18 protein-coding genes are annotated in these 19,051 nt (G+C 63.1%); 7 read left to right on the top strand and 11 right to left on the bottom strand.

The features are described 5' to 3' along the window. Positions 1 to 4: 4 nt before the first annotated feature. Both NL123_RS11740 and NL123_RS11735 read right to left on the bottom strand, forming a co-directional pair. The gene (locus tag NL123_RS11740) at positions 5 to 889 is read right to left on the bottom strand and encodes a SctD/MshK family protein (RefSeq protein ID WP_494357820.1); all 885 of its coding nucleotides are present in this window, start codon (positions 887 to 889) and stop codon (positions 5 to 7) included. Between the two features lie 103 nt (positions 890 to 992). Then, on the bottom strand, positions 993 to 1,154 hold the full coding sequence (locus NL123_RS11735; RefSeq protein WP_016969018.1) for a hypothetical protein: 162 nt from the start codon (positions 1,152 to 1,154) through the stop codon (positions 993 to 995). Positions 1,155 to 1,756: 602 nt separating this feature from the next. Here NL123_RS11735 and NL123_RS11730 point away from each other — a divergent pair. Continuing rightward, the gene (locus NL123_RS11730) at positions 1,757 to 2,173 is read left to right on the top strand and encodes a winged helix-turn-helix domain-containing protein (protein ID WP_248482361.1); all 417 of its coding nucleotides are present in this window, start codon (positions 1,757 to 1,759) and stop codon (positions 2,171 to 2,173) included. Here NL123_RS11730 and NL123_RS11725 read toward each other — a convergent pair. Then, positions 2,170 to 3,030 carry a Dyp-type peroxidase gene (locus NL123_RS11725; protein WP_248482363.1) on the bottom strand — a complete coding sequence of 287 codons (861 nt, stop codon included), beginning with the start codon at positions 3,028 to 3,030 and terminating at the stop codon, positions 2,170 to 2,172. The two genes, NL123_RS11730 and NL123_RS11725, sit on opposite strands and share 4 nt — an antisense overlap. A 138-nt stretch (positions 3,031 to 3,168) precedes the next feature. On the opposite strand from NL123_RS11725, the gene NL123_RS11720 reads away from it, so the two are divergent. Next, a complete protein-coding gene (locus NL123_RS11720) occupies positions 3,169 to 4,785 on the top strand; it encodes an NADP-dependent glyceraldehyde-3-phosphate dehydrogenase (protein ID WP_248482365.1) in 1,617 nt (538 codons plus the stop codon). Between the two features lie 86 nt (positions 4,786 to 4,871). Continuing rightward, a complete protein-coding gene (locus tag NL123_RS11715; protein WP_248482367.1) occupies positions 4,872 to 5,933 on the top strand; it encodes an FUSC family protein in 1,062 nt (353 codons plus the stop codon). Between the two features lie 168 nt (positions 5,934 to 6,101). On the opposite strand, the gene NL123_RS11710 is transcribed toward NL123_RS11715, so the two are convergent. Then, positions 6,102 to 6,860 (bottom strand): TetR/AcrR family transcriptional regulator, encoded by a 759-nt coding sequence (locus NL123_RS11710; RefSeq protein WP_248482369.1) that lies wholly within the window; start codon positions 6,858 to 6,860, stop codon positions 6,102 to 6,104. Between the two features lie 357 nt (positions 6,861 to 7,217). On the opposite strand from NL123_RS11710, the gene NL123_RS11705 reads away from it, so the two are divergent. The 4 genes from NL123_RS11705 to NL123_RS11690 are packed head-to-tail and all read left to right on the top strand — an operon-like array spanning position 7,218 to position 11,826. Next, complete coding sequence (locus NL123_RS11705; protein WP_494357819.1) at positions 7,218 to 7,925, top strand: ABC transporter ATP-binding protein; 708 nt, start codon at positions 7,218 to 7,220, stop codon at positions 7,923 to 7,925. Continuing rightward, on the top strand, positions 7,922 to 9,121 hold the full coding sequence (locus NL123_RS11700; protein ID WP_494357818.1) for an ABC transporter permease: 1,200 nt from the start codon (positions 7,922 to 7,924) through the stop codon (positions 9,119 to 9,121). Before NL123_RS11705 ends, NL123_RS11700 begins: the two co-directional genes overlap by 4 nt. Beyond that, positions 9,114 to 10,592, top strand: coding sequence for a TolC family protein (locus tag NL123_RS11695; protein ID WP_248482375.1), 1,479 nt, complete (start codon positions 9,114 to 9,116; stop codon positions 10,590 to 10,592). The genes NL123_RS11700 and NL123_RS11695 overlap by 8 nt, the downstream gene beginning before the upstream one ends. Beyond that, positions 10,582 to 11,826, top strand: coding sequence for an efflux RND transporter periplasmic adaptor subunit (locus tag NL123_RS11690; protein WP_494357817.1), 1,245 nt, complete (start codon positions 10,582 to 10,584; stop codon positions 11,824 to 11,826). Before NL123_RS11695 ends, NL123_RS11690 begins: the two co-directional genes overlap by 11 nt. Before the next feature lie 18 nt (positions 11,827 to 11,844). Here NL123_RS11690 and NL123_RS11685 read toward each other — a convergent pair whose 3' ends face one another. Genes NL123_RS11685 through NL123_RS11655 form a run of 7 tightly spaced genes read right to left on the bottom strand, consistent with a single transcriptional unit; the run spans position 11,845 to position 18,989 of the window. Continuing rightward, the gene (locus NL123_RS11685; RefSeq protein ID WP_494357816.1) at positions 11,845 to 13,239 is read right to left on the bottom strand and encodes an FAD/NAD(P)-binding protein; all 1,395 of its coding nucleotides are present in this window, start codon (positions 13,237 to 13,239) and stop codon (positions 11,845 to 11,847) included. A gap of 12 nt (positions 13,240 to 13,251) precedes the next feature. After that, complete coding sequence (locus tag NL123_RS11680) at positions 13,252 to 14,019, bottom strand: ABC transporter ATP-binding protein (protein WP_494357815.1); 768 nt, start codon at positions 14,017 to 14,019, stop codon at positions 13,252 to 13,254. 3 nt (positions 14,020 to 14,022) lie between these two features. Continuing rightward, on the bottom strand, positions 14,023 to 15,363 hold the full coding sequence (locus NL123_RS11675) for an ABC transporter substrate-binding protein (RefSeq protein ID WP_464703948.1): 1,341 nt from the start codon (positions 15,361 to 15,363) through the stop codon (positions 14,023 to 14,025). Positions 15,364 to 15,384: 21 nt separating this feature from the next. Then, a complete protein-coding gene (locus NL123_RS11670) occupies positions 15,385 to 16,434 on the bottom strand; it encodes a branched-chain amino acid ABC transporter permease (protein WP_494357814.1) in 1,050 nt (349 codons plus the stop codon). 4 nt (positions 16,435 to 16,438) lie between these two features. Continuing rightward, a complete protein-coding gene (locus tag NL123_RS11665) occupies positions 16,439 to 17,320 on the bottom strand; it encodes a branched-chain amino acid ABC transporter permease (protein ID WP_058423839.1) in 882 nt (293 codons plus the stop codon). Further along, positions 17,317 to 18,090 carry an ABC transporter ATP-binding protein gene (locus NL123_RS11660; RefSeq protein ID WP_248482388.1) on the bottom strand — a complete coding sequence of 258 codons (774 nt, stop codon included), beginning with the start codon at positions 18,088 to 18,090 and terminating at the stop codon, positions 17,317 to 17,319. The genes NL123_RS11665 and NL123_RS11660 overlap by 4 nt, the downstream gene beginning before the upstream one ends. Then, the gene (locus NL123_RS11655; RefSeq protein ID WP_494357813.1) at positions 18,087 to 18,989 is read right to left on the bottom strand and encodes an AMP-binding protein; all 903 of its coding nucleotides are present in this window, start codon (positions 18,987 to 18,989) and stop codon (positions 18,087 to 18,089) included. The genes NL123_RS11660 and NL123_RS11655 overlap by 4 nt, the downstream gene beginning before the upstream one ends. Positions 18,990 to 19,051: the final 62 nt, after the last annotated feature.

The raw sequence follows: 19,051 nt of genomic DNA, 5'->3' as shown, positions 1-19,051 counted from the left end.
ATGGTCACAACGTGAAGGTGAAGCGCTCCTCGCCACGGGCGAGGATCACTTGGTTGTTTTCGATGCGTTCCAGCACCCAGTTGTCCGCCAGTGCCGCGCCGGGGTACAGGCGCTTGCCGCTGTCGTTGATCACATAGGGATGAGGGCCGAACCACACGGCCTGGAAGCGCACGCGCGGCGCCGCCGCATCGGCCCGCGCGGTGACACGCGGGTTGAGCACGATCTGCTGGCCGTAACGCTGGTCGAAGGCTCGCTGCACCGCCAGCCACTGCGGTTTTTGCGACTGTTCGAAGGTGCCGGTGGCGCTGAGCTGGCCGTTGCTGTTACTGACTTTCACCGTGTCCAGCTGGGCGGCTTGCAGCTGCTGCTCCAGCCAGGCCTTGGCCTGCTCGCGGGAAGGTTTTTTCAGCGGGGCAACGTCGGCTACGGCGGTTGTCGGCAGCAGCGGTGCTTCACTGCGAAACGCCAGCGCTCCAGCACAGATAAACAACAGCGCGGTCGCGACAATCCAGGGGGTCAATCTGCGTGGTGCGGGCACGGGTTTTTCAGCACCGCCAGGCATTGCCAGGCTTACCCCCGCCGTGCCGATGCGCAGCTGCACCGGCAGCCGCGCGCGATGACCGTTGCCTTGGGGAATGCGCACGTTGCCGGCGATCAATACGTCACCGCCCAAGGCTTCGACCGCCACCTGGCCGCCTTCAAAACGCAGGCGCAGGTGCAGGCCGGCAATGCCGGGATCGCTGAGCACCAGATCAGCCGCCAGATCGGCGCCAATGGTGTAGACAGGCTGGTCGAGCACCAGGGAACTGCCCTGATGCAAACCGCCGGTCACCGTCAGGGTCGGCGCGCCAGTTGCGGCGAACGGACCCAGGGAAATCAGGGCTGTCATAGTCGGGTTTGCCCCCTTGAGCCTGTGCAACGGGGTCAAGAATCAGGATAAAAACGGGACTTGAGGGGTAAACGGGCAGCGCCGGCGCTGCCCGTTTGGCGAATCAGTTCTGCGGACGCTGTTTGGTGGCGTCCAGCTCCGCTTTTTTCGCGGTGCTGATTTCGGTGATCTTGGCCGACTTCTCGATAGCCATGTTGAAGGTCGCTTCCATCTTCGCGATAGCGTCGTCGGCGCCGCCGGCTTTTACTGGTGGGACATCAGCCATGTTCATCTCCTTGCATCGATAGGGAAGTTATTCAGTTGCGCAACAGCACGCTGAAAGTATGCAAACCGGTGAAGGCCCAAAACGTCAGACAGTGAACCTTCGAATCGCCGTTGGTTTGCATGGAATCCATACTACTCACGATCAAAACGCCTTCGCTGTGAAAGCTTGTGAAACGTTTCAGACAGGCACTGTGAAAGGTGTGGCTCAACCTGGCATTGAAAAAAACTCATCGCCGGAGCGGCATGGAACTTTTAGCAGAAACCAAAAACACGCCACAGGCCCCGATTTACGGGGACTCACCTACTGTTTACAGAACGAAGCTGAACAATAAACCTCGATGGAGACGCCCGGCACAGCGCTGCTCGGCAATTATTTTCGCGACAACGTCACATTTTTCGCTAATAGCCTTTTGCCCAACTTCCAGGGTATTTCGATTTGTAACAACAGCGACTTAATCATCGCGTTTGATAGGCCTCCCCCAACAACCTAATTGCGGGGGGGAGCAACTTTCCGCCGTGCCTGTTAGTGCAACTGCACTAATAACCAAAGGACGCGTTTGCAGGCCGGCTATATATGAACCTTCCAGGTGATCTATGACCGACATGAATTATTCACCCCCAACTTTCCTTGAAGACGACGGTTGCGTTGAGATTCACTTCGGCCCTTATCGACTGCTGCCCAAGCGCCACCAACTGCTCAGGCATGGCCAGCCGGTAAACCTTGGCAGCCGCGCCCTGACCCTGCTGATCGCCCTGGCCTCGCGGCCCGGTGAATTGCTGCAGAAAACCGAACTGCTGGACATCGCCTGGCCGAAACTGGTGGTGGAGGAATGCAACCTGCGCACGCAGATCAAGACGCTGCGCCGCACACTGGGCGATGACGATGTGCCGTACATCGCCACGGCAGCGGGCATGGGCTATCGTTTTGTCGCGCCCACCTGGTTCGAGCGGGCGGCGCACCCGCGGGCGATGAGGCCGTCGGGTGGTGGCGGTGAACGTGTGGCGGGCGGCTTGGTTTAGCTCAGGGCGCTCAGGTCCAGATGCCCATCCTTGATCGGCGGGCACCAGTAGTAACCACCGGTCAAGGGGGTGCTGATGCGGTACAGACCATCGACAATCCCATCCTCCAACCCGCTCATGCGGCGCAGTTGCGCTTCGAACGCATCGAAGGAATGCCCGAACGCGAGGAACATCAACCCTGCCTGGCCATTCTCGGCCCATGGCATGGAGCGACGTACCACGAAGGCTTCCGGCGTGAAGCTTTCCTGGGCGGTGCGCTTGGTGTGGGCGGACTCGGGAGCGTCGTCGAGTTCTTCGTTGTCGCCGTGGCGGCGACCGATGATGTGGTCGCGCTCCTGAGCCGGCAGCGCAGCGAAGCCATCGAGGTCATGCTGCCATTGCTGGAGCGCGGCAAAGCTGGCGCCGCTGTCGGTCAGGGCGGCTTCAACCGCGGCGTCGTCGTGGGGGTTTTCGGTGCCGTCTTCGTAGTCGGTGAGGTCGAAGCCGGTCTTGTAGCGGAAACCTTCGGTCATCTGCACCAGGCGAAATGCCGGGGCCAGGGCCTTTTCAAAGGCACGGCTGCGCAATAGCAATTCACCGCGATCCTCGCCATGCAGCCACACCCACAGAGCTTGCTGAGTGGACGGATTGTGTGCGCCCGGCCCGCTGACTGCCGGAAAACTGCGCAAGCCTTCAACGCGTGTGCCCAGTGCGGTGACCAACGGCTCGCCCAGACCGACCACTGCCGCCGAGTCGACCAGTTGCACCAGCGCGTCCAGCGCAGCAGGCACGGCGGCCAGGGCCTCCACGGCAAAAAACAGATGGCGTGCCTGCAACGGCACCGGTGCGGCAAGAATGCCCGGCTGGTACTGACTCATGTGAACTCCTTCTGAAAAGCCGCGCAGTTTAACCGCCGGGCTCAGCCATGCGTACTAGAAAGCGCGCAAGCCTTGCCATAGAGCCTGTTGTTGGGTGACTCTCTAGTCATGTTTTGCAACTATTCCAGGGGTAGCGCCATGACCACCAGCAACCTGCTCGCTCAGCTGTTTCCCGCCTCCGCCGCCGCAGTTCCCAAGCAATTCCAGCTCGGAGCGCCCATTGAACAGCGTGATTACCTGGTCGACGGCCAGTTGCAGGTGTGGAACGGCCCCTTGGCCAAGGTACAAAGCCCGGTGCAGTTTGGCGACGAGCGCGTGCATATCGGCAGCACACCGCTGCTGGACGCCGAGACCGCCCTTACCGCCCTGGATGCTGCCGTGCGTGCCTATGACCGGGGCCAGGGTGAATGGCCGACAATGCGCGTGGCCGAGCGCATCCAGCATGTCGAAGCGTTCCTGCGGCGCATGCGTGAACAACGCGACGCAGTGGTCAAGCTGCTGATGTGGGAGATCGGCAAGAACCTCAAGGACTCGCAGAAAGAATTCGACCGCACCTGCGACTACATCACCGACACCATCAACGCGCTCAAGGAACTCGACCGTCGCTCCAGCCGCTTCGAGCTGGAGCAGGACACCCTTGGCCAGATCCGCCGCGTACCGCTGGGCGTGGCGCTGTGCATGGGCCCCTACAACTACCCGCTGAATGAAACCTTCACCACGCTGATCCCGGCCCTTATCATGGGCAACACCGTGGTGTTCAAGCCGGCCAAGCTTGGCGTGCTGCTGATCCGTCCGTTGCTGGAGGCGTTCCGCGACAGCTTCCCGGCCGGGGTAATCAACGTGATCTACGGCAGCGGCCGCGAAACGGTCAGTGCGCTGATGGCCAGCGGCAAGATCGATATCTTTGCGTTCATCGGCACCAACAAGGCCGCCAGCGACCTGAAAAAACTGCACCCGAAACCGCACCGCCTGCGCGCGGCATTGGGCCTGGATGCAAAAAACCCCGGTATCGTGCTGCCCGAGGTGGACCTGGACAATGCGGTCAGCGAAGCGCTCACCGGCTCGTTGTCGTTCAACGGCCAGCGCTGCACCGCGCTGAAAATCCTCTTCGTGCATGAAGACGTGGTCGACCGCTTTATCGAGAAATTCAACCAGAAGCTGACCACGCTTAAACCTGGCATGCCGTGGGAAGACGGCGTGGCGCTGACGCCATTGCCTGAAATGGGCAAGGTGGATTACCTCAACGGCCTGGTGGCCGATGCCGCGCAACACGGCGCCAAGGTGGTGAATGAGGATGGCGGTGAAAGCCGTGGTTCGTTCTTCTACCCGGCGGTGCTGTACCCGGTGAACCCGCAGATGCGCGTGTACCACGAGGAACAGTTCGGCCCGGTGGTGCCGATCGTGCCGTACCGCGACCTGGAGACGGTGATCGACTACGTGCTGGACTCGGACTTCGGCCAGCAACTGAGCCTCTTCGGCACCAACGCCGTGGAAGTCGGACGCCTGGTGGACACCTTCGCCAACCAAGTCGGCCGCATCAATATCAACGCCCAGTGCCAGCGCGGCCCGGACACCTTCCCGTTCAACGGCCGCAAGAACTCGGCCGAGGGCACGCTGTCGGTGCATGACGCGTTGCGCGTGTTCTCGATCCGCACCCTGGTGGCGACCAAGTTCCAGGAGAGCAACAAGGCGCTGGTCAGTGACATATTGCGCAACCGCGATTCAAGTTTCTTGACCACCGATTACATTTTCTGAAAACGACACACCCAAATGTGGGAGGGGCATGCCCCCTTCCACATTTGGGCCGCGTAACCCTGAATTTCGAGGCCACTTTACTACCGATGAACCTGCCCTTCTTCGCCCGGCGCCTGTTGCGCCCGTTGCTCGACCCGTATCGCCGCTACCGCCATGCCAAGCTGATCCACGCCGTACGCGTGTCCATCGGCTTGCTGGCGACAATCCTGCTGACTACCGGCATCAACCTGCCCCACGGTGAGTGGGCGTCGGTGACCATGCTGATCGTGATCGGTGGCTTGCAGCACCACGGCAATATTGGCAAGAAAGCCGTGGAACGCGCCTACGGCACCTTGATCGGCGCCAGCGTCGGCTTGTTGCTGGTGGTGCAGCAGGCCTACTTCGGCCAGCCCTTCCTGACCTACCTGTTGATGTCGGCGGTGTGCGGGTTCTTTTCCTATCACGCCATCGGCAAGGGCGGCTACATCGCCCTGTTGTCGGCGATCACGGTGTTTATCGTCGCAGGCCACGGGGACAACCCGATCTCCGATGGGCTATGGCGCACCGTGGACATCCTGATCGGCATTGTGCTGGCCTTGGCGTTCTCGTTCGCCCTGCCGCTGTATGCCGTGTACTCGTGGCGCTACAACCTGGCCAGTGCGTTGCGCGATTGTGCGGCGATCTACAGCCGGATCATCAATGGCCAGTCGGTCACCGATGACGAGCACCTCAAATTGCTCAATCGCTTGAACGCGGCGATGCTGCAACTGCGTTCGTTGATGCCGTCGGTGTCCAAGGAAGTGCGGATTTCCATGACCGAGCTGGACGCGATCCAGCGGCATTTGCGCATGTGCATCAGCACCCTGGAGATTCTTGGCAATACCCGGCCCGATCCACGAGATGAACAGGCGATGGCGCGGATGCAGGTGATGTTGAGGGCCGAACATCGGCAAATTCGGGTGCAGTTGGTGGGGATGGCGCGGGCGTTGAAGTCGGGGGTGACGGAGCGGTTGGAGCGGCCCAGCCCTATCACGGGCACCGAGCCAGCACTGGATGCGCCAGTCTACAGCGCGCTGGATGGCTATCGGTTGTTGACGGTACAACTGGCGGCAAACGTGGATGCGATGCGCCAACGCCTGGCCAAAAGTGCCGGGCACTGGAAGATCTAGAGAGGTGGCCTGTTGCCGTGTTTACCAACGTCAACACTTTCACACTTTCTCTTACATATTTTTCACGTTTTATTCACATCCCGGAACGTAGGGTGAAGCCTCATCCGTTACAAATGTTGCATATCAAGCCCGCCGCCCCAGCGGGCTTTTTTTTGCCTCGGATTTGACCTAGCGGGACGCCTTGACGGCGGGGGCTGTCGCTTGTTCGCGAATGGCCCGCTGGGTATCCAGTACCTTGGCCAATGCGGTTTCCGCTTCCGGGCTTTGCTGTGGCACACGAATCGCCGCCGACACCAGGGTGATCAACTTGGCCATCACCTCGGCATCCGTCGCCGGGCGGCCCAGGCTCATGGAGTTCATCAGCAGGCGCAGCTCGGTGCCGGCCATCACCCCGGAAATCGCCTTGAGGGCAAATTGCAGGCGCACCCCCAGTTCATTGCGCGGCAGGTCCGGCAAGGCCAGGGCGAAGGCTTCGAAGAAACGCTGGAACACCGGCTGGTAATGCACCTTGAGGTATTCCTGGATAAACGGCGAGGTGTCGCTGTAGACCCGCCCCAGGAAGCGAATGAACGAACGCCCTTCCCCACTGGCGCTGGCCGGGTCGCTGCGCTCCAGGCCCATGGCCGGGGCAAACAGCACGCCGAGCAAGGTGTCGCAGTCCAGTGGGCCGTCGGACTCGGCTTCACACCGCGCCAACAGTTCCAGGCGCTGCTCGTTGAGCGGCTCCAGGCGCTGCTTGAGCAGGGTTTGCATCAGGGAGTCCTTGTCCCCGAAGTGGTAGTTCACCGCCGCCAGGTTGACCTGGGCACGCTCGGTAATCTGCCGTAACAAAACCGCGTCATATCCGTACTTGATGAAGAGAGCCTCTGTCGCATCCAGCAATCGAGTCTTGGTAATGTTTGGAGCGCTGACTTTCTTCGCGACCATAGAAGTTCCACGTGGGAAATATTGTTTTAAAAAATAATTTGATTTTTTATACCGGGGCCGCCGCCTGAAAGCAAGTAGTGACACTGCGCCATATGATCAAAAGCCTGTGCCCACGGGCTCGTTCAGGCTGGTCGACCGGTTTTTGAGCGGACTGCGACGCCCTTGAGGAAATCGTTTCAAAGGATGAAACCGCTCTATATCCATGGCTGGCGAAGCAGCAGGAACACGGTTAGTATTCAAACAATATTTTAAAAACAAGAAATAAAACCAGTCCGTGACGCACGCCAGGCCGCTCCCGAACTTGTAACAATGCTTTTCCGGGGACCGCACGGCATCGTCGAGACTGCAGGCGTAGTCATGATGACAGATACCCCCGCGCACCCAGGCTTGATCTCCCTGCAAGGCATCGGCAAAAGCTATCAGCTGGCCGGGCAAAACCTGGCCATTCTCAATGATGTGTGCCTGTCCATCGCCAGTGGCGACAGCTGCGGCATCCTCGGTGCCTCGGGTTCGGGCAAAAGTACCCTTCTGAACATCCTTGGCCTGCTGGACCTGCCCAACTGCGGTCAGTACCACTTCGCCGGCCACGATATTTTCAACGCCACAACGGACCAGTTGGCCGCCATCCGCAACCAGCAGATCGGCTTCGTGTTCCAGAGTTTCAACCTGCTGCCGCGCCTCAGCGCCCTGGACAACGTTGCCCTGCCCTTGAGTTATCGCGGCGTATCACGGCATGAGTCAGTGGAACAGGCCCTGCGCATGCTGGAGCAGGTCGGCCTGGCCGACCGCGCCCACCACCGCCCCGCCGACCTATCCGGCGGCCAGCGCCAACGGGTCGCCATCGCGCGGGCACTGGTGGGCAACCCGTCGGTGATCCTCGCCGACGAACCCACCGGCAACCTCGACAGCACCACCGCACAGGAGATCATGGACCTGCTGCTGGCGTTGAACCGCGAACAGCAAGTCACGCTGATCATCGTCACCCACGACCCGCATATCGCCGAGCGCCTGGAACGCAAGATCCTAGTGCGCAATGGCGTGGTGCAAGAGGCCCGAAGCCTATGAGCTTGCGGGTCGAACAAAGCCTCAGCCAGCTGCTGCATGAAGCGTTCGTCAGCCTGCGCACCCTGGGCAAGCGTTCGGTCCTGGCCTTGCTGGGCATCGTCATCGGCAGTTCGTCGGTGGTGGCGTTGATCAACATCGGGCATAACGCGGCAGTGGATGCGGCAATGATCTTCAAGGACATGGGCACCGACACCCTGATCGCCCAGTTCCCAGCCAAAGGCGGTAGCAGCATCCCGATGCCCGCCCGCCTCGACCTCGATGCCGTGCGCCAAACCGTGCCGGGCATTGCCCATATCGGCGCCCTCACGCTGTTCAGCGGGCCGATCGTGTTCCACGGCCGCACCACCAACGCCAACTTCGTCGGCAGCACGCCAGACATTAAGGACGCGATGCGCCTGGTGATACAGCAGGGGCGCTTCCTGTCGAGCTTCGATGCCAACGAAACCTACGGCGTGATCGGCGACCAACTGGCCCAGGCGCTCGGTGCGCCAGGTGACCCCCTGCAACTGGGCGACCGCGTGCGCATCAACGACTACCTGTTCCTGATCGTCGGCATCCTGCGCAGCCAGCCCCGGGCGATGCTGATGCCGGTGCAGGCCAATGAGTCGCTGTTCATCCCCGCCGAAGGCATGCGCCGCATCTATGCCACACCGCAGATCGGCAATGTGATCATCCGCGCCACACCCGGCCAGGACATGGAGCGCCTTGCCAAGGACGTGGCTGCCGCCTTGAGCTCGCAGCTCGCCGACCACGATGCAGACATCCAGGTGCCCCAGCAAATGATCGACGGCATGACCCGGCAAAGCCGCACCTTCGCCTATCTGCTGCTGGCCCTGGGGGCGATCTCCCTGGTGGGCGGTGGCGTCGGGGTGATGAACGTGATGCTGATGAACGTCTCGGAGCGCCGTCGCGAGATCGGCATTCGCATGGCCCTGGGTGCGCGCCAACGCGACATCCGCAACCTGTTCCTGCTCGAAGCCGTGACCCTCACCGCCGTCGGTGCCCTGTGTGGCGCCGTGCTGGGCATGACGGCGGCCTGGTTGTACGCCTGGCTGTCGGGCTGGGAATTTGCCCTGGCGGTCGCCGCCTTGCCGCTGGGGGTGGGCAGCATGTTGCTGGTGGGGTTGTTCTTCGGCATCTACCCGGCGGTCTCGGCCTCGCGGTTGCAACCGGTGGAGGCCCTGCGCGATGAGTAAATGGCTATGGCTGCTCGCATTCGCCAGCCTGCCCGGCATGGCCGCCGATGTGGTGATCAAGCCCTCGGCCCCCAGCACCACCCGCAGCGGCTACGAGCGCAGCGTGTCGTTGAACGCCCAGACCACCGCCATGACCCTCGGGGATGCGGTGTACCTGGGCCTGCGCAACAACCCGGCGATCCGCAGCGCGTACCTGCAACGGGTGGCCCAGAAGTTCGACCTGCGCGTGGCCGAAGATGTGTTCAACCCCAAACTCACCCTCAACAGTTACTACCGCAGCACCCGGGGCTCCGCCGACAGTGCGCGCAATGCCAACGTGGCGCCCGCCACCAGCCTGCTCGGCGAGTACGGCACGCGCCTGAGCATGGCCTGGACCCAGCAACTGAGCAACGCCGACCGCGCCGGTCGCTACCGCAGCGACGGCCTGGACCTGGCAGTCATCCAACCGCTGCTGCGTGGCGCCGGCTGGGACGCCACCACCGCGCCGCTGCGCCTGTCACGCCTGTCGGAACAGGCCAACCGCCTTAACCTCAAGGCCACTGTGGCGCAGACCATCAGCCAGATCATCGCCACCTACCGCGAACTGCTGCGCGCCCAGGAGCAACTGAGCATCGTGCAGGATGCGCTCAAGCGTTCCGGCACCTTGCTGGACGTGAACAAGGCGCTGATCAGTGCCGGGCGCATGGCCGAATTCGAAATCGTGCAGACCGAAGCCGACATCGCCACCCAGCAACTGGGCGTGGAGGAAGCGCAGAACCAACTGGACACCAGCCGCCTCGCCCTGCTGCGCCTGCTGGCGCTGGACCTGTCCACGCCGATTCGCGCCACCGAAGCCCTGGAGGCCAGGCCCATGCAGATCGACAAGCGCCAGGCCTTCACCCTGGCGCAGACCCAGCAACCCGAATACCTCGCCGCCCTGCTCGGCAGCCAACAGGCCGACCTCAACTTGGTGATCGCCAAGGACTCGGGGCGCTGGCAAGTGGACCTGGTGGCCGGCGCTAACCAGGTGCGCGCCAACACCGACAACGACGCGGGCCGTTCCAACAACCGTACCTGGGACAGCTACGCCGGGGTGCAGGTGCAGATTCCCATCGGCGATATCAGCACGCGCCAGGCCGAAGTGCGCGCACGGGTGAATGTGGAGGACCAGGCCATCCGCATCACCGATGCGCGCCAGGAATTGGAACGCAGCGTCAACGATGTGGTGCGTGACCTTGGTACGCGCTGGCGCCAGTATGAAATCTCCCAGCGCGCCGTGGAATTGTCGCGGCGCAAGATCGAAATCGAGCGGGAAAAACTCAGCGCCGGGCGCTCCACCAACTTCCAGGTGCTGAGCTTCGAGACCGATTTGCGCAACGCCGAAAACGCGCAACTGAATGCGCTGATCGCTTATTTGAACGCCCAGACTCAGCTCGACTTGACCCTGGGCATGACGCTGGAAAGTTGGGAAATCGCCCTCAATGACTACTAATCAGAAACGCCTGCTGGGTGTTGTGTTGATCGTCCTGCTCGGCGGCGCGGGCCTGGCCTTGCGCAGCCCGGCGTCCGATCCGGGCGGTGCCAGCGAACAGTGGCTGGTCGTCAAGCCCGAAGCGCTGGAGCAGCGGATCGGCCTGGTAGGCAAGATCGAGCCTGATACCACCATCACCCTCACCGCGCCCTTCGATGGCAACGTGCAAGCCAACCTGGTGGAACAAGGCCAGCGGGTCGAGGCCGGGCAGGTGCTGTTGCGCATGGACCCGGCCACGCTGGAGGTGCAATTGCGCGAAGCGCTTTCCGCCCAGCTCAAGGCCCGGCGCACCGTGCAAGAGATGCAGGACTGGGACAGTAGCCCCGCCGTCAGCCGCGCCCGCCGCAGCCTGCGCACCGCCGAAATGACCGCCGGCAACACCCAGCGCAAACTCACCGAAAGCGAAAACCTGTTCAAGCGCGGCATCATCCCGCGCAATGAACTGGACGACCTCAAGCAACAGACCCAGCAGCAACAGCTGGACCTTGCCTCGGCCCGCAGCGAACTGCAACAGGCCATCGACCAGGGCAAGGGCGAGTACCGCCAGATCGCCGATATGGAACTGACCAACGCCACGGTGAAATACGACGCCCTGCACAAACTGCTCGATGGCCAGGAGGTCAAGGCGCCGTTCTCCGGCATCGTGGTGCCGCCACCGGGCAACACCTCATCCCAGGGCGGCGGCAATAACAATGCCCCGGTGCAGGCCGGCAGCAAGGTCAGCCAGGGCCAGGTGCTGTTTGGGCTGGCGAATATCGAACGACTGAAAATCACCGCCAAGGTCTCGGAGCTGGACATCAACCAATTGCACCAGGGCCAGGCGGTGGAAGTGCTGGGCGACGGGTTTGATGGCGAGCGCCTGACCGGCTCGGTAAGCGTGGTCAGCGGCCTGGCGATTGCCAACGACAGCCAGGGCAGCGCGCAGTTTCCGGTGACCCTGTCGATCCCCAAGCTCACGCCGCAGCAGTTGCAACGGGTGCGCCTGGGGATGAGTGCGCGATTGACCATCGTGACCTACAACAATGCCCAGGCGATGGTGATTCCGAGCCAGGCGATCCAGGCAGATCACACGGTGGAGTATCGGGAGGCGATGGATAAACCGGTGGAGCGGGTGAAAGTGACCACGGGGCAAGCAACGGCGCAGGGCGTGGAGGTGTTCGGCCTCAAGCCGGGCTTCGTGAAGACCTCAAGATAAATGGAGCCCCTGCCACATTTAGATCTCTGTCAGCTTTGAAGCCAGTGCCTTGGCTTGCAGCGCCACATCAGTCACCGCCGTGCTTTCCCACCACATCCCACGCAACGGCGGGCCCATGGCGAACAAGCGCTGGCTGACCTGCCCCTGGGCGTCCACCACTGCCCCCGACGTATCCGCCGCAATCCCCAACGCCAGCGGCCCTGGCTGGATCAGCCCACGCTTGAGCAACTGCCGGGGCAATGGCCGGGCCACGCGGCGCCAGTCGTATTCGATACCGCTGGAGTTGATCAGCGCTGCGCCCGAGACCAGGGTGATGCCTTGTTCGCCGCGATAACGCAAACGAATCGTCACCCCTTCACCCGAAGGTTCCAGCCCCTTGAACGACGCCGCAAGGATCCGCAACCGCCCCTCTTCATGCAGCCGCGCCACCAACTGCGCGCTCAATGGCGGCGAACGGTGGTGATGGCTCTCCCACCAAGGCCGCACATGCCTGACGAACTGGCGCTTCTCACGCTCGCTGGCCTGGCTCCATAAACGCGCGATATGCGCACGCACGGTGTCCAGCGGCGCTTGCCAGTCGATGCCCTGGGCCTGCGCAAGCGCGCATTGCCGCCGCACCTCGCGCAGCAATTGCCGAGGGCTGCGCAGGCCATGGTCCTCCCCAAGAAAATCCACCCAGGCCGGCGGTTGCCGCCGCACATGGGGCAGCAGGCCGTGACGCGAGAACACCTCGATCGGCCCGCGATGCCCGGCCTGTTCCAGGGAGACCACGGCGTCGACCATGGTCAGCCCGGAACCGATGATCAGCACCGGCGCCTGCGGGTCGATCCGGCGCATCGCGCTCACGTCCCACGGGTCCACCGCCGCCGCGTTCAACCCGCTGGAGTCGGTCTGCGGTGTACGCGCCGCCGGGAACATGCCGGTGGCCAGGACCGCAAACCCACCGCGCAGTTGCTGGCCGTTATCGAGACTCAACAGGGTTGAGCCTGCATCCACTTGCAGGTCGACCACTTCGCCACGCACATGCTCCACGCTGGTCGCAGACTGCGCCTTCGCCTCGGCCAGGCGTTGCTGGGCATACAAGCCGAAAATCCCGCGTGGCGGGAACAGTTCGCTGATCGGCACGTGCTGCTGGTCGGACTCGGGCCAGCCGCCAGCGCCGATGTAGTCGGTGAGCCATTGGGTCAGGTCGTCTGGGTTGTCCGGGTCGACACTCATGCGCGCCGCGTTGCCGTTCAGGGTGTGGCCCAGTTCGACGGCGCTGTAGGCCTCGCCCCGGCCCAGCTCGGCACGCGGTTCGACCACCAGCACCCGGCGCGCGCCCGGCAGGCGCAGCAGTTGCACGGCCAGCATCGTGCCGCTCAGGCCGCCGCCGATGATCAGGACATCAGCGTTGCGGATGGATTCAGTCATGCGGAGTCGCCCTTACTGTTTGCCCAGGTAAATGTCATGCAGATCACCCCGCGCCAGCAGTTCAGCGGCGCTGCCACTCAAGGCCACGCGCCCAGTATCCAATACGTAGCCGTGGGACGCATAGTTCAGCGCGACGTTGATGTTCTGCTCCGCGATCAGGAAGCTCACCTGCTGCTCGCGGTTGAGCTGAGCGATGATCGCGAAAATCTCCTGCACGATCATAGGCGCCAAACCCATGGACGGCTCGTCGAGCAGTACCAAAGTAGGACGGGTCATCAATGCCCGGCCGATGGCGACCATCTGCTGCTCACCGCCCGAGGTGAGACCGGCGCGGGTATGGCGCTTGGTCTTGAGCCGTGGGAACCAGGCGTAGACACGTTCCAGGTCGTGCTCCATGTCGCGGCGACTCAGGCGTCGCACAAAGCCGCCGCTGCGCAGGTTGTCTTCCACGCTCAGTTGGCCGAACACATGGCGGCCCTCCAACACATGCACCATGCCCTGGCGCACGCGCTGGCTGGGGTCGATGCCGGCCAGGTCGGCACCGGCGTATTCGATCACACCGCGACTGACCTCGGCCCGTTCGGCACGCACCAAGCCGGAGATGGCCTTGAGCGTGGTGCTCTTGCCGGCGCCATTGGCACCGAGCAAGGCCACAATGGCGCCCTTGGGCACGCTCAACGACACCCCGGCCACCGCGAGGATCGCGCCGTCGTAAATCACTTCGATATCGTTGACCGTCAGCAGCGACGGCTGCGCGGCAGCGGTGGCGGGCTGGCTCATGGTTTATTCATCCCCGGTGCAGGTGCGTGGCGTCAGGCCTTTTTCCTTGGCGAAGGCGGCGGACTTTTCATCGATCAACGGACGCAACAGCGCACGGTCGGCGGCGATCCAGTCGCTGATCAGCGTCCAATTGGCGCCGTCCCACTGCTGCACCCGCGCCGAGCCGCCACCCTCGTGGTCGCGGCACGACAGCTTGAGGTTCTGCATCAGGCCCAGGTAACCCATGTCCTTCAAGCGCGCATCGTCGATGTTCAGGTGTTCCAGGCCCCAGCGGCCTTCTTCGCCATTGAGCGGGCGCTTGCCGAATTTGGCCTGGCCGGTGCGGATCGCCTCCACCGCCACGGCGGCGTTCACCAGGCCGGAGTTGTAGTAGACGCTGCCGAAGTTCTTCAGGTCCTTGAGGTCACTGTGGCCCTTGTCGAGGATGTATTGCTTGAGGCGTTTGTGGATCTCGAAATCCGCCCCGGCCGGGTATGGCGTAAGGGCCAGGTAGCCTTTGGCGGCGGCACCGGCGGGCAATACGTCTTCGCTGGAACTGGCCCAGATATCGCCGATGATGTGGTCCACCGGGAAGCCGAAGCGCGCCGCCGTCTTCACCGCCACCGGCGTGGACACGCCCCAGGTGCGCAGGAACACCCAGTCCGGGTTGGCCTGGCGCACCTGGCGCCATTGCGCGGACTGTTCGTTGCCGGGGTCGGCCACCGGAATCTGGATGTTTTCGAAGCCGTATTTTTCCGCCAGCAACTTCAGCGGGCCGAGGGTTTCGCGCCCGTAGGCCGAGTCGTGGTAGACCGTGGCGATCTTCTTGCCCTTGAGCTTGTCGAAACCGCCTTCACGCTCGGCGATGTAGTTCACCAGCGTCGAGGCCTCACTGTAGAAAGTCAGCATCACCGGGAAGTTATACGGGAACACCGTGCCGTCGGTGGCTTCAGTGCGGCCGTAGCCGAGGGTGATCAGCGGGATCTTGTCCACCTCGGCCCGCTCGCTCAGCGCATACGCCGCCGGCGCGCCATTGGGCTGGTACACCGCGACCGGCGCGCCATCCAGGCCATGCTTGAAGCGCTCGTAGCACTCGATGCCCTTCTCCGCCGTCCACTCGGTCTCGCATTCCTGCCACACCAGTTTGACGCCGTTGATGCCACCTTCGACCTCGTTGATATAACGCAGGTAGTCGATCATCCCGGCCCACACCTGCACGCCGCTGGACGCATAGGCGCCCACACGATAGGTCGCCAGGGGAATGAATTGCTGGTCCGGCGAGGCCATCGCCTGGGGGACTGCACCGGCCAAAGTTGCCAGCGCAAAGGCAGCGCCGACCAGGGAACGTTTCAAGGATGCACGCATAGGGATTCTCTTAAGGGAATGTCAGAAACGCAGCGGCCACTGCCGCACGCGGTCACGCAGGTTGTGCAACAGGCGAATCAAGCCCTCGGGCTCCTTGATCAGGAACACGATGATCAACACGCCAAAAATGATTTTCTGCAGGTTCTGCAACTGCCCCGCATCCACCGAGCCGCCGAACAGTGCCTGCCCGGCGTGGCTGAGGAAGATCGGCAGCAAACTGATAAAGGCCGCGCCGACAAAGTTGCCGGCGATACTGCCCATGCCGCCGATAATGATGATGAACAGGATCTGGAAGGAGCGGTTGATATCGAAGCTGCTGGCGCTGGCCGTGCCCAGGTAGGCAAAGGCCCACAGCGCACCGGCTATACCTAAGTAGAACGAGCTGACCGCGAACGCCAGGCGCTTGTAGCGCACCACCGGGATGCCGACCACGGCGGCGGCGGTGTCCATGTCGCGGATCGCCATCCAGTTGCGCCCGACCTGGCTGCGCACCAGGTTGAGGGCGGTCCAGGTCAGCAGCAGCACGGTGACCAGGGTCAGCAGGTAGCGGCCCAATGGTGTGTTGAGGTCATGACCGAACAGCGCCAGCCTGGGCGCGGAAATGGTCCCGGACGAACCGTAGTTGTAGAACCAGGGAAACTTGACGAACAGCCATTCCAGGAAGAACTGTGCGGCCAGGGTGGTGACCATCAGGTAGAAGCCCTTGATCCGCGAACTGGGCAGGCCGAACAGCAGGCCAACCAACGCACTGATGATCCCGCCGCCGAGCAGCGCAACCGGCAAACCCAGATCCGGCAGGCGCAGCAGAAAACCGTAGGTGGCAAACGCACCGACGGCCATGAAGCCGGCCGCGCCCACCGAGGTCTGGCCGGTGTAGCCGGTGAGCAGGTTCAGGCCCAGACCCGCCAGGGACAGCACTAGGAACGGGATCAGGATCGCATTCAGCCAATAGTCATTACCCCACAGCGGCACCCCGATAAAGGCCAGTGCCAACAGGCCGATCAAGACCCACGGGATGCGCCGCTGAATCAGCAGCAACGGCGCGGTGTGTTGTACAAGAGGGATCGACATGCTTTCAGACTCGCTCGATGGCGCGCTCGCCGAACAGGCCGGCGGGGCGGATATACAGGAAGGCCAGGGCCAGTACGTAGGCGAACCACGGCGTGATACCGCCGCCGATCAACGGGCCGATGTACACCTCGGCCAGGTTCTCCGCCGCGCCGACAATCAGTCCGCCGACAATCGCCCCGCCAATCGAGGTAAAGCCGCCGATGATCAACACCGGCAAGGCCTTGAGCACCACCAGCGACAGCGAGAACTGCACGCCCTGGCGCGCGCCCCACAGCAACCCGGCCACCAGCCCGACGATGCCGGCCACGGCCCAGACGATCTGCCAGATGCGGTTGAGGTTGATGCCGATGGACAGCGCCGCCGTGGTGTCATCCGCCACCGCGCGCAGCGACACACCGATGCGGGTCTTGTTGAACAGCAGCGCCAGCACCGTCACCAGCACCACCGCCGCAGCGGCAGCGATCAGGTCGAACTGGCTGAGCATCAGCGGGCCGACGAACAGCGGCACGTCGTCGATGCCCAGGTCCAGCGCCCGCACCTGGGAGCCCATCAACCCCTGGGCCAGGCCTTCGATAATGAACGACAGGCCCAGCGTGGCCATGAACAAGGTGATCTGCGAACGGTTCACCAGTGGCCTGAGGACCAGGCGCTCGATCAGCAGCGCGCCGACGCTCATCACGATCACCGTGAGCAGCAACGCCAGGGCAAACGGCACGCCCTGGTCATGCAGGCTGACGAAGGTCAGTGCAGCAAACAGCAGCATCGCGCCCTGGGCAAAATTGAATACGCCACTGGCCTTGTAGATCAGCACGAAGCCGATGGCGACCAGCGAATACATGGTGCCGGCGAGCAGGCCGCCGAGCAGGGTTTCAAAGAAAAACGTCATCCGTTTACCACTCCCAGGTAGGCCGCGATCACCTCGGGATTGGCTTGGACCTGAGCCGGCGTGCCGTCACCGACCTTGCGCCCGTAGTCGAGCACCACCACATGGTCGGACAGGCCCATGACCACGCCCATGTCGTGTTCGATCAACACCACGGTAGTGCCGAGGTCGCGGTTGACGTCGGCGACGAAGCGCGCCATTTCCTGTTTTTCTTCGGCGTTCATGCCGGCCATGGGCTCGTCCAGCAGCAACAAGCTCGGCCCTGCGATCAACGCCCGGCCCAGTTCCACGCGCTTTTGCAGGCCGTAGGACAGGTTGCCCACCAGCACATCGCGGTGGGCTTGCAGCTCCAGGAATTCGAGAATGCCCTGTGCGCGCAACCGGAACGCCTTGGCTTCGCGGCGTGCGCGAGGCAAGCCCAGGGCTTGTTCGATAAAGCTGCTGCGCATATGCCGCGACAGGCCGGTGAGGATGTTGTCGAGCACGCTCATCTTCTTGAACAGCGCGTTGTTCTGGAAGGTGCGGCCAATGCCGCGGCGCGCGGCGCCCAACGGGTCGATGCGGTGGAAGTGCTGGTCCTCGAACACGATCTCACCGGCATCAAAGCGGTACACGCCGTTGAGCACGTTGAGCAACGAGCTTTTACCGGCACCATTGGGACCGATCAGCGCGCAGATCTCGCCGCGCAGCACCTCGAAGGACAGGGCATTGATCGCCTTGACCCCCTTGAACGACAGCGAGATATCCCGCACCTGCAAAATGGCCTGGCTCATGCGATGTCCCGTTTGAATTCCGCCAGCCACACCGGTGAAGGCGTGGCTTTGACGGGTTGCCAGATGTACGCCAGGCGCTGGAACCCCAGGAGCCGGCGCACGCGGTTTTTCAGCAGGCGCCGCAAGCCACTTTGCGGGTGGGCGATGGCCCAGTCGCACAGGCGTCGGCGCCAGGTGCCGTGGGGCGCCAGGCGGCTTTCGATCTCATCGGCCAGGTGCTGCAAGCGGGCGGGCGACAACAGCAGGCCGGTGGGCGCGACTTCACTGCGGTCGCGCCGCGCCGAGGCCAGGCTTTCAGGGAAGGCCAGACCGTGACCGCTGTTCAGCCATTGCTCCAGCACCACCGCCAGACCGCCCTGCCAGTGGGTGCCCTCTTCGCTCCACAACAGGGTTTCACCCGTGGGCTGCCACCAGCGTGCCAAGTGTTGCGTCGGCGCCAACGGGCCGAGCAACTGCGCAAAATCCAACAAGTTGGCCGACTGCCAGTGCCGCGCAGTCTGGCGGCCCTGCACATAGGAATGGGTCGGGCGAATGCGCCACAGGTGGTGTTGCAGCGCCTCGGGCTCCAGGTCATCGGCCAGGGTCACCACCTGCCCTCCGATGACGTGCGCCGCCAGGGCCAGCAGCAACAGGTTCGGCTCGAACGCACCGCTGAGGGCCAGCCGCGATTGCTCGCTGAACCCCTGCTGGCGCAAACCATCGGCCAGGCGTTCCACATCGCGCAAGGCGTCGATCCAGCGCCATGCGCACCACTGCCCCCGGCGCTTGTGGCGCAGGGCACTATGCAGCGGCGTGATCTGCGCCCAGTGGTGCAGTTGTTCGAGGGCCTTGGGCAGGTGGCCGAGCCACTCGGCGGGCCACTCCACGGCCAGTGGGCGTTTGAGTTCGTGCACGCTCATAGGGGTAGTGCTCCTATTGGTGTGTGTGCGTGCGGTGGTCCGCTGGCTGGATTATTTGGATC

The sequence above is a fragment of the Pseudomonas sp. FBCC-B1565 genome (assembly GCF_059133265.1).
The sequence above is the reverse complement of the archived record's forward strand: the minus strand, read 5'-3'. Positions and strand labels throughout refer to the sequence as shown.

What these genes read in the sequence shown, in the direction of transcription:
- NL123_RS11710 (WP_248482369.1), bottom strand. Translation starts at nt 6,860, where the DNA reads ATGGTCGCGAAGAAAGTCAGCGCTCCAAACATTACCAAGACTCGATTG.
- NL123_RS11735 (WP_016969018.1), bottom strand. Translation starts at nt 1,154, where the DNA reads ATGGCTGATGTCCCACCAGTAAAAGCCGGCGGCGCCGACGACGCTATC.
- NL123_RS11680 (WP_494357815.1), bottom strand. Translation starts at nt 14,019, where the DNA reads ATGAGCCAGCCCGCCACCGCTGCCGCGCAGCCGTCGCTGCTGACGGTC.
- NL123_RS11655 (WP_494357813.1), bottom strand. Translation starts at nt 18,989, where the DNA reads ATGAGCGTGCACGAACTCAAACGCCCACTGGCCGTGGAGTGGCCCGCC.
- NL123_RS11725 (WP_248482363.1), bottom strand. Translation starts at nt 3,030, where the DNA reads ATGAGTCAGTACCAGCCGGGCATTCTTGCCGCACCGGTGCCGTTGCAG.
- NL123_RS11700 (WP_494357818.1), top strand. Translation starts at nt 7,922, where the DNA reads ATGAGCTTGCGGGTCGAACAAAGCCTCAGCCAGCTGCTGCATGAAGCG.
- NL123_RS11665 (WP_058423839.1), bottom strand. Translation starts at nt 17,320, where the DNA reads ATGACGTTTTTCTTTGAAACCCTGCTCGGCGGCCTGCTCGCCGGCACC.
- NL123_RS11670 (WP_494357814.1), bottom strand. Translation starts at nt 16,434, where the DNA reads ATGTCGATCCCTCTTGTACAACACACCGCGCCGTTGCTGCTGATTCAG.
- NL123_RS11675 (WP_464703948.1), bottom strand. Translation starts at nt 15,363, where the DNA reads ATGCGTGCATCCTTGAAACGTTCCCTGGTCGGCGCTGCCTTTGCGCTG.
- NL123_RS11685 (WP_494357816.1), bottom strand. Translation starts at nt 13,239, where the DNA reads ATGACTGAATCCATCCGCAACGCTGATGTCCTGATCATCGGCGGCGGC.
- NL123_RS11695 (WP_248482375.1), top strand. Translation starts at nt 9,114, where the DNA reads ATGAGTAAATGGCTATGGCTGCTCGCATTCGCCAGCCTGCCCGGCATG.
- NL123_RS11740 (WP_494357820.1), bottom strand. Translation starts at nt 889, where the DNA reads ATGACAGCCCTGATTTCCCTGGGTCCGTTCGCCGCAACTGGCGCGCCG.
- NL123_RS11705 (WP_494357819.1), top strand. Translation starts at nt 7,218, where the DNA reads ATGATGACAGATACCCCCGCGCACCCAGGCTTGATCTCCCTGCAAGGC.
- NL123_RS11690 (WP_494357817.1), top strand. Translation starts at nt 10,582, where the DNA reads ATGACTACTAATCAGAAACGCCTGCTGGGTGTTGTGTTGATCGTCCTG.
- NL123_RS11720 (WP_248482365.1), top strand. Translation starts at nt 3,169, where the DNA reads ATGACCACCAGCAACCTGCTCGCTCAGCTGTTTCCCGCCTCCGCCGCC.
- NL123_RS11660 (WP_248482388.1), bottom strand. Translation starts at nt 18,090, where the DNA reads ATGAGCCAGGCCATTTTGCAGGTGCGGGATATCTCGCTGTCGTTCAAG.
- NL123_RS11715 (WP_248482367.1), top strand. Translation starts at nt 4,872, where the DNA reads ATGAACCTGCCCTTCTTCGCCCGGCGCCTGTTGCGCCCGTTGCTCGAC.
- NL123_RS11730 (WP_248482361.1), top strand. Translation starts at nt 1,757, where the DNA reads ATGAATTATTCACCCCCAACTTTCCTTGAAGACGACGGTTGCGTTGAG.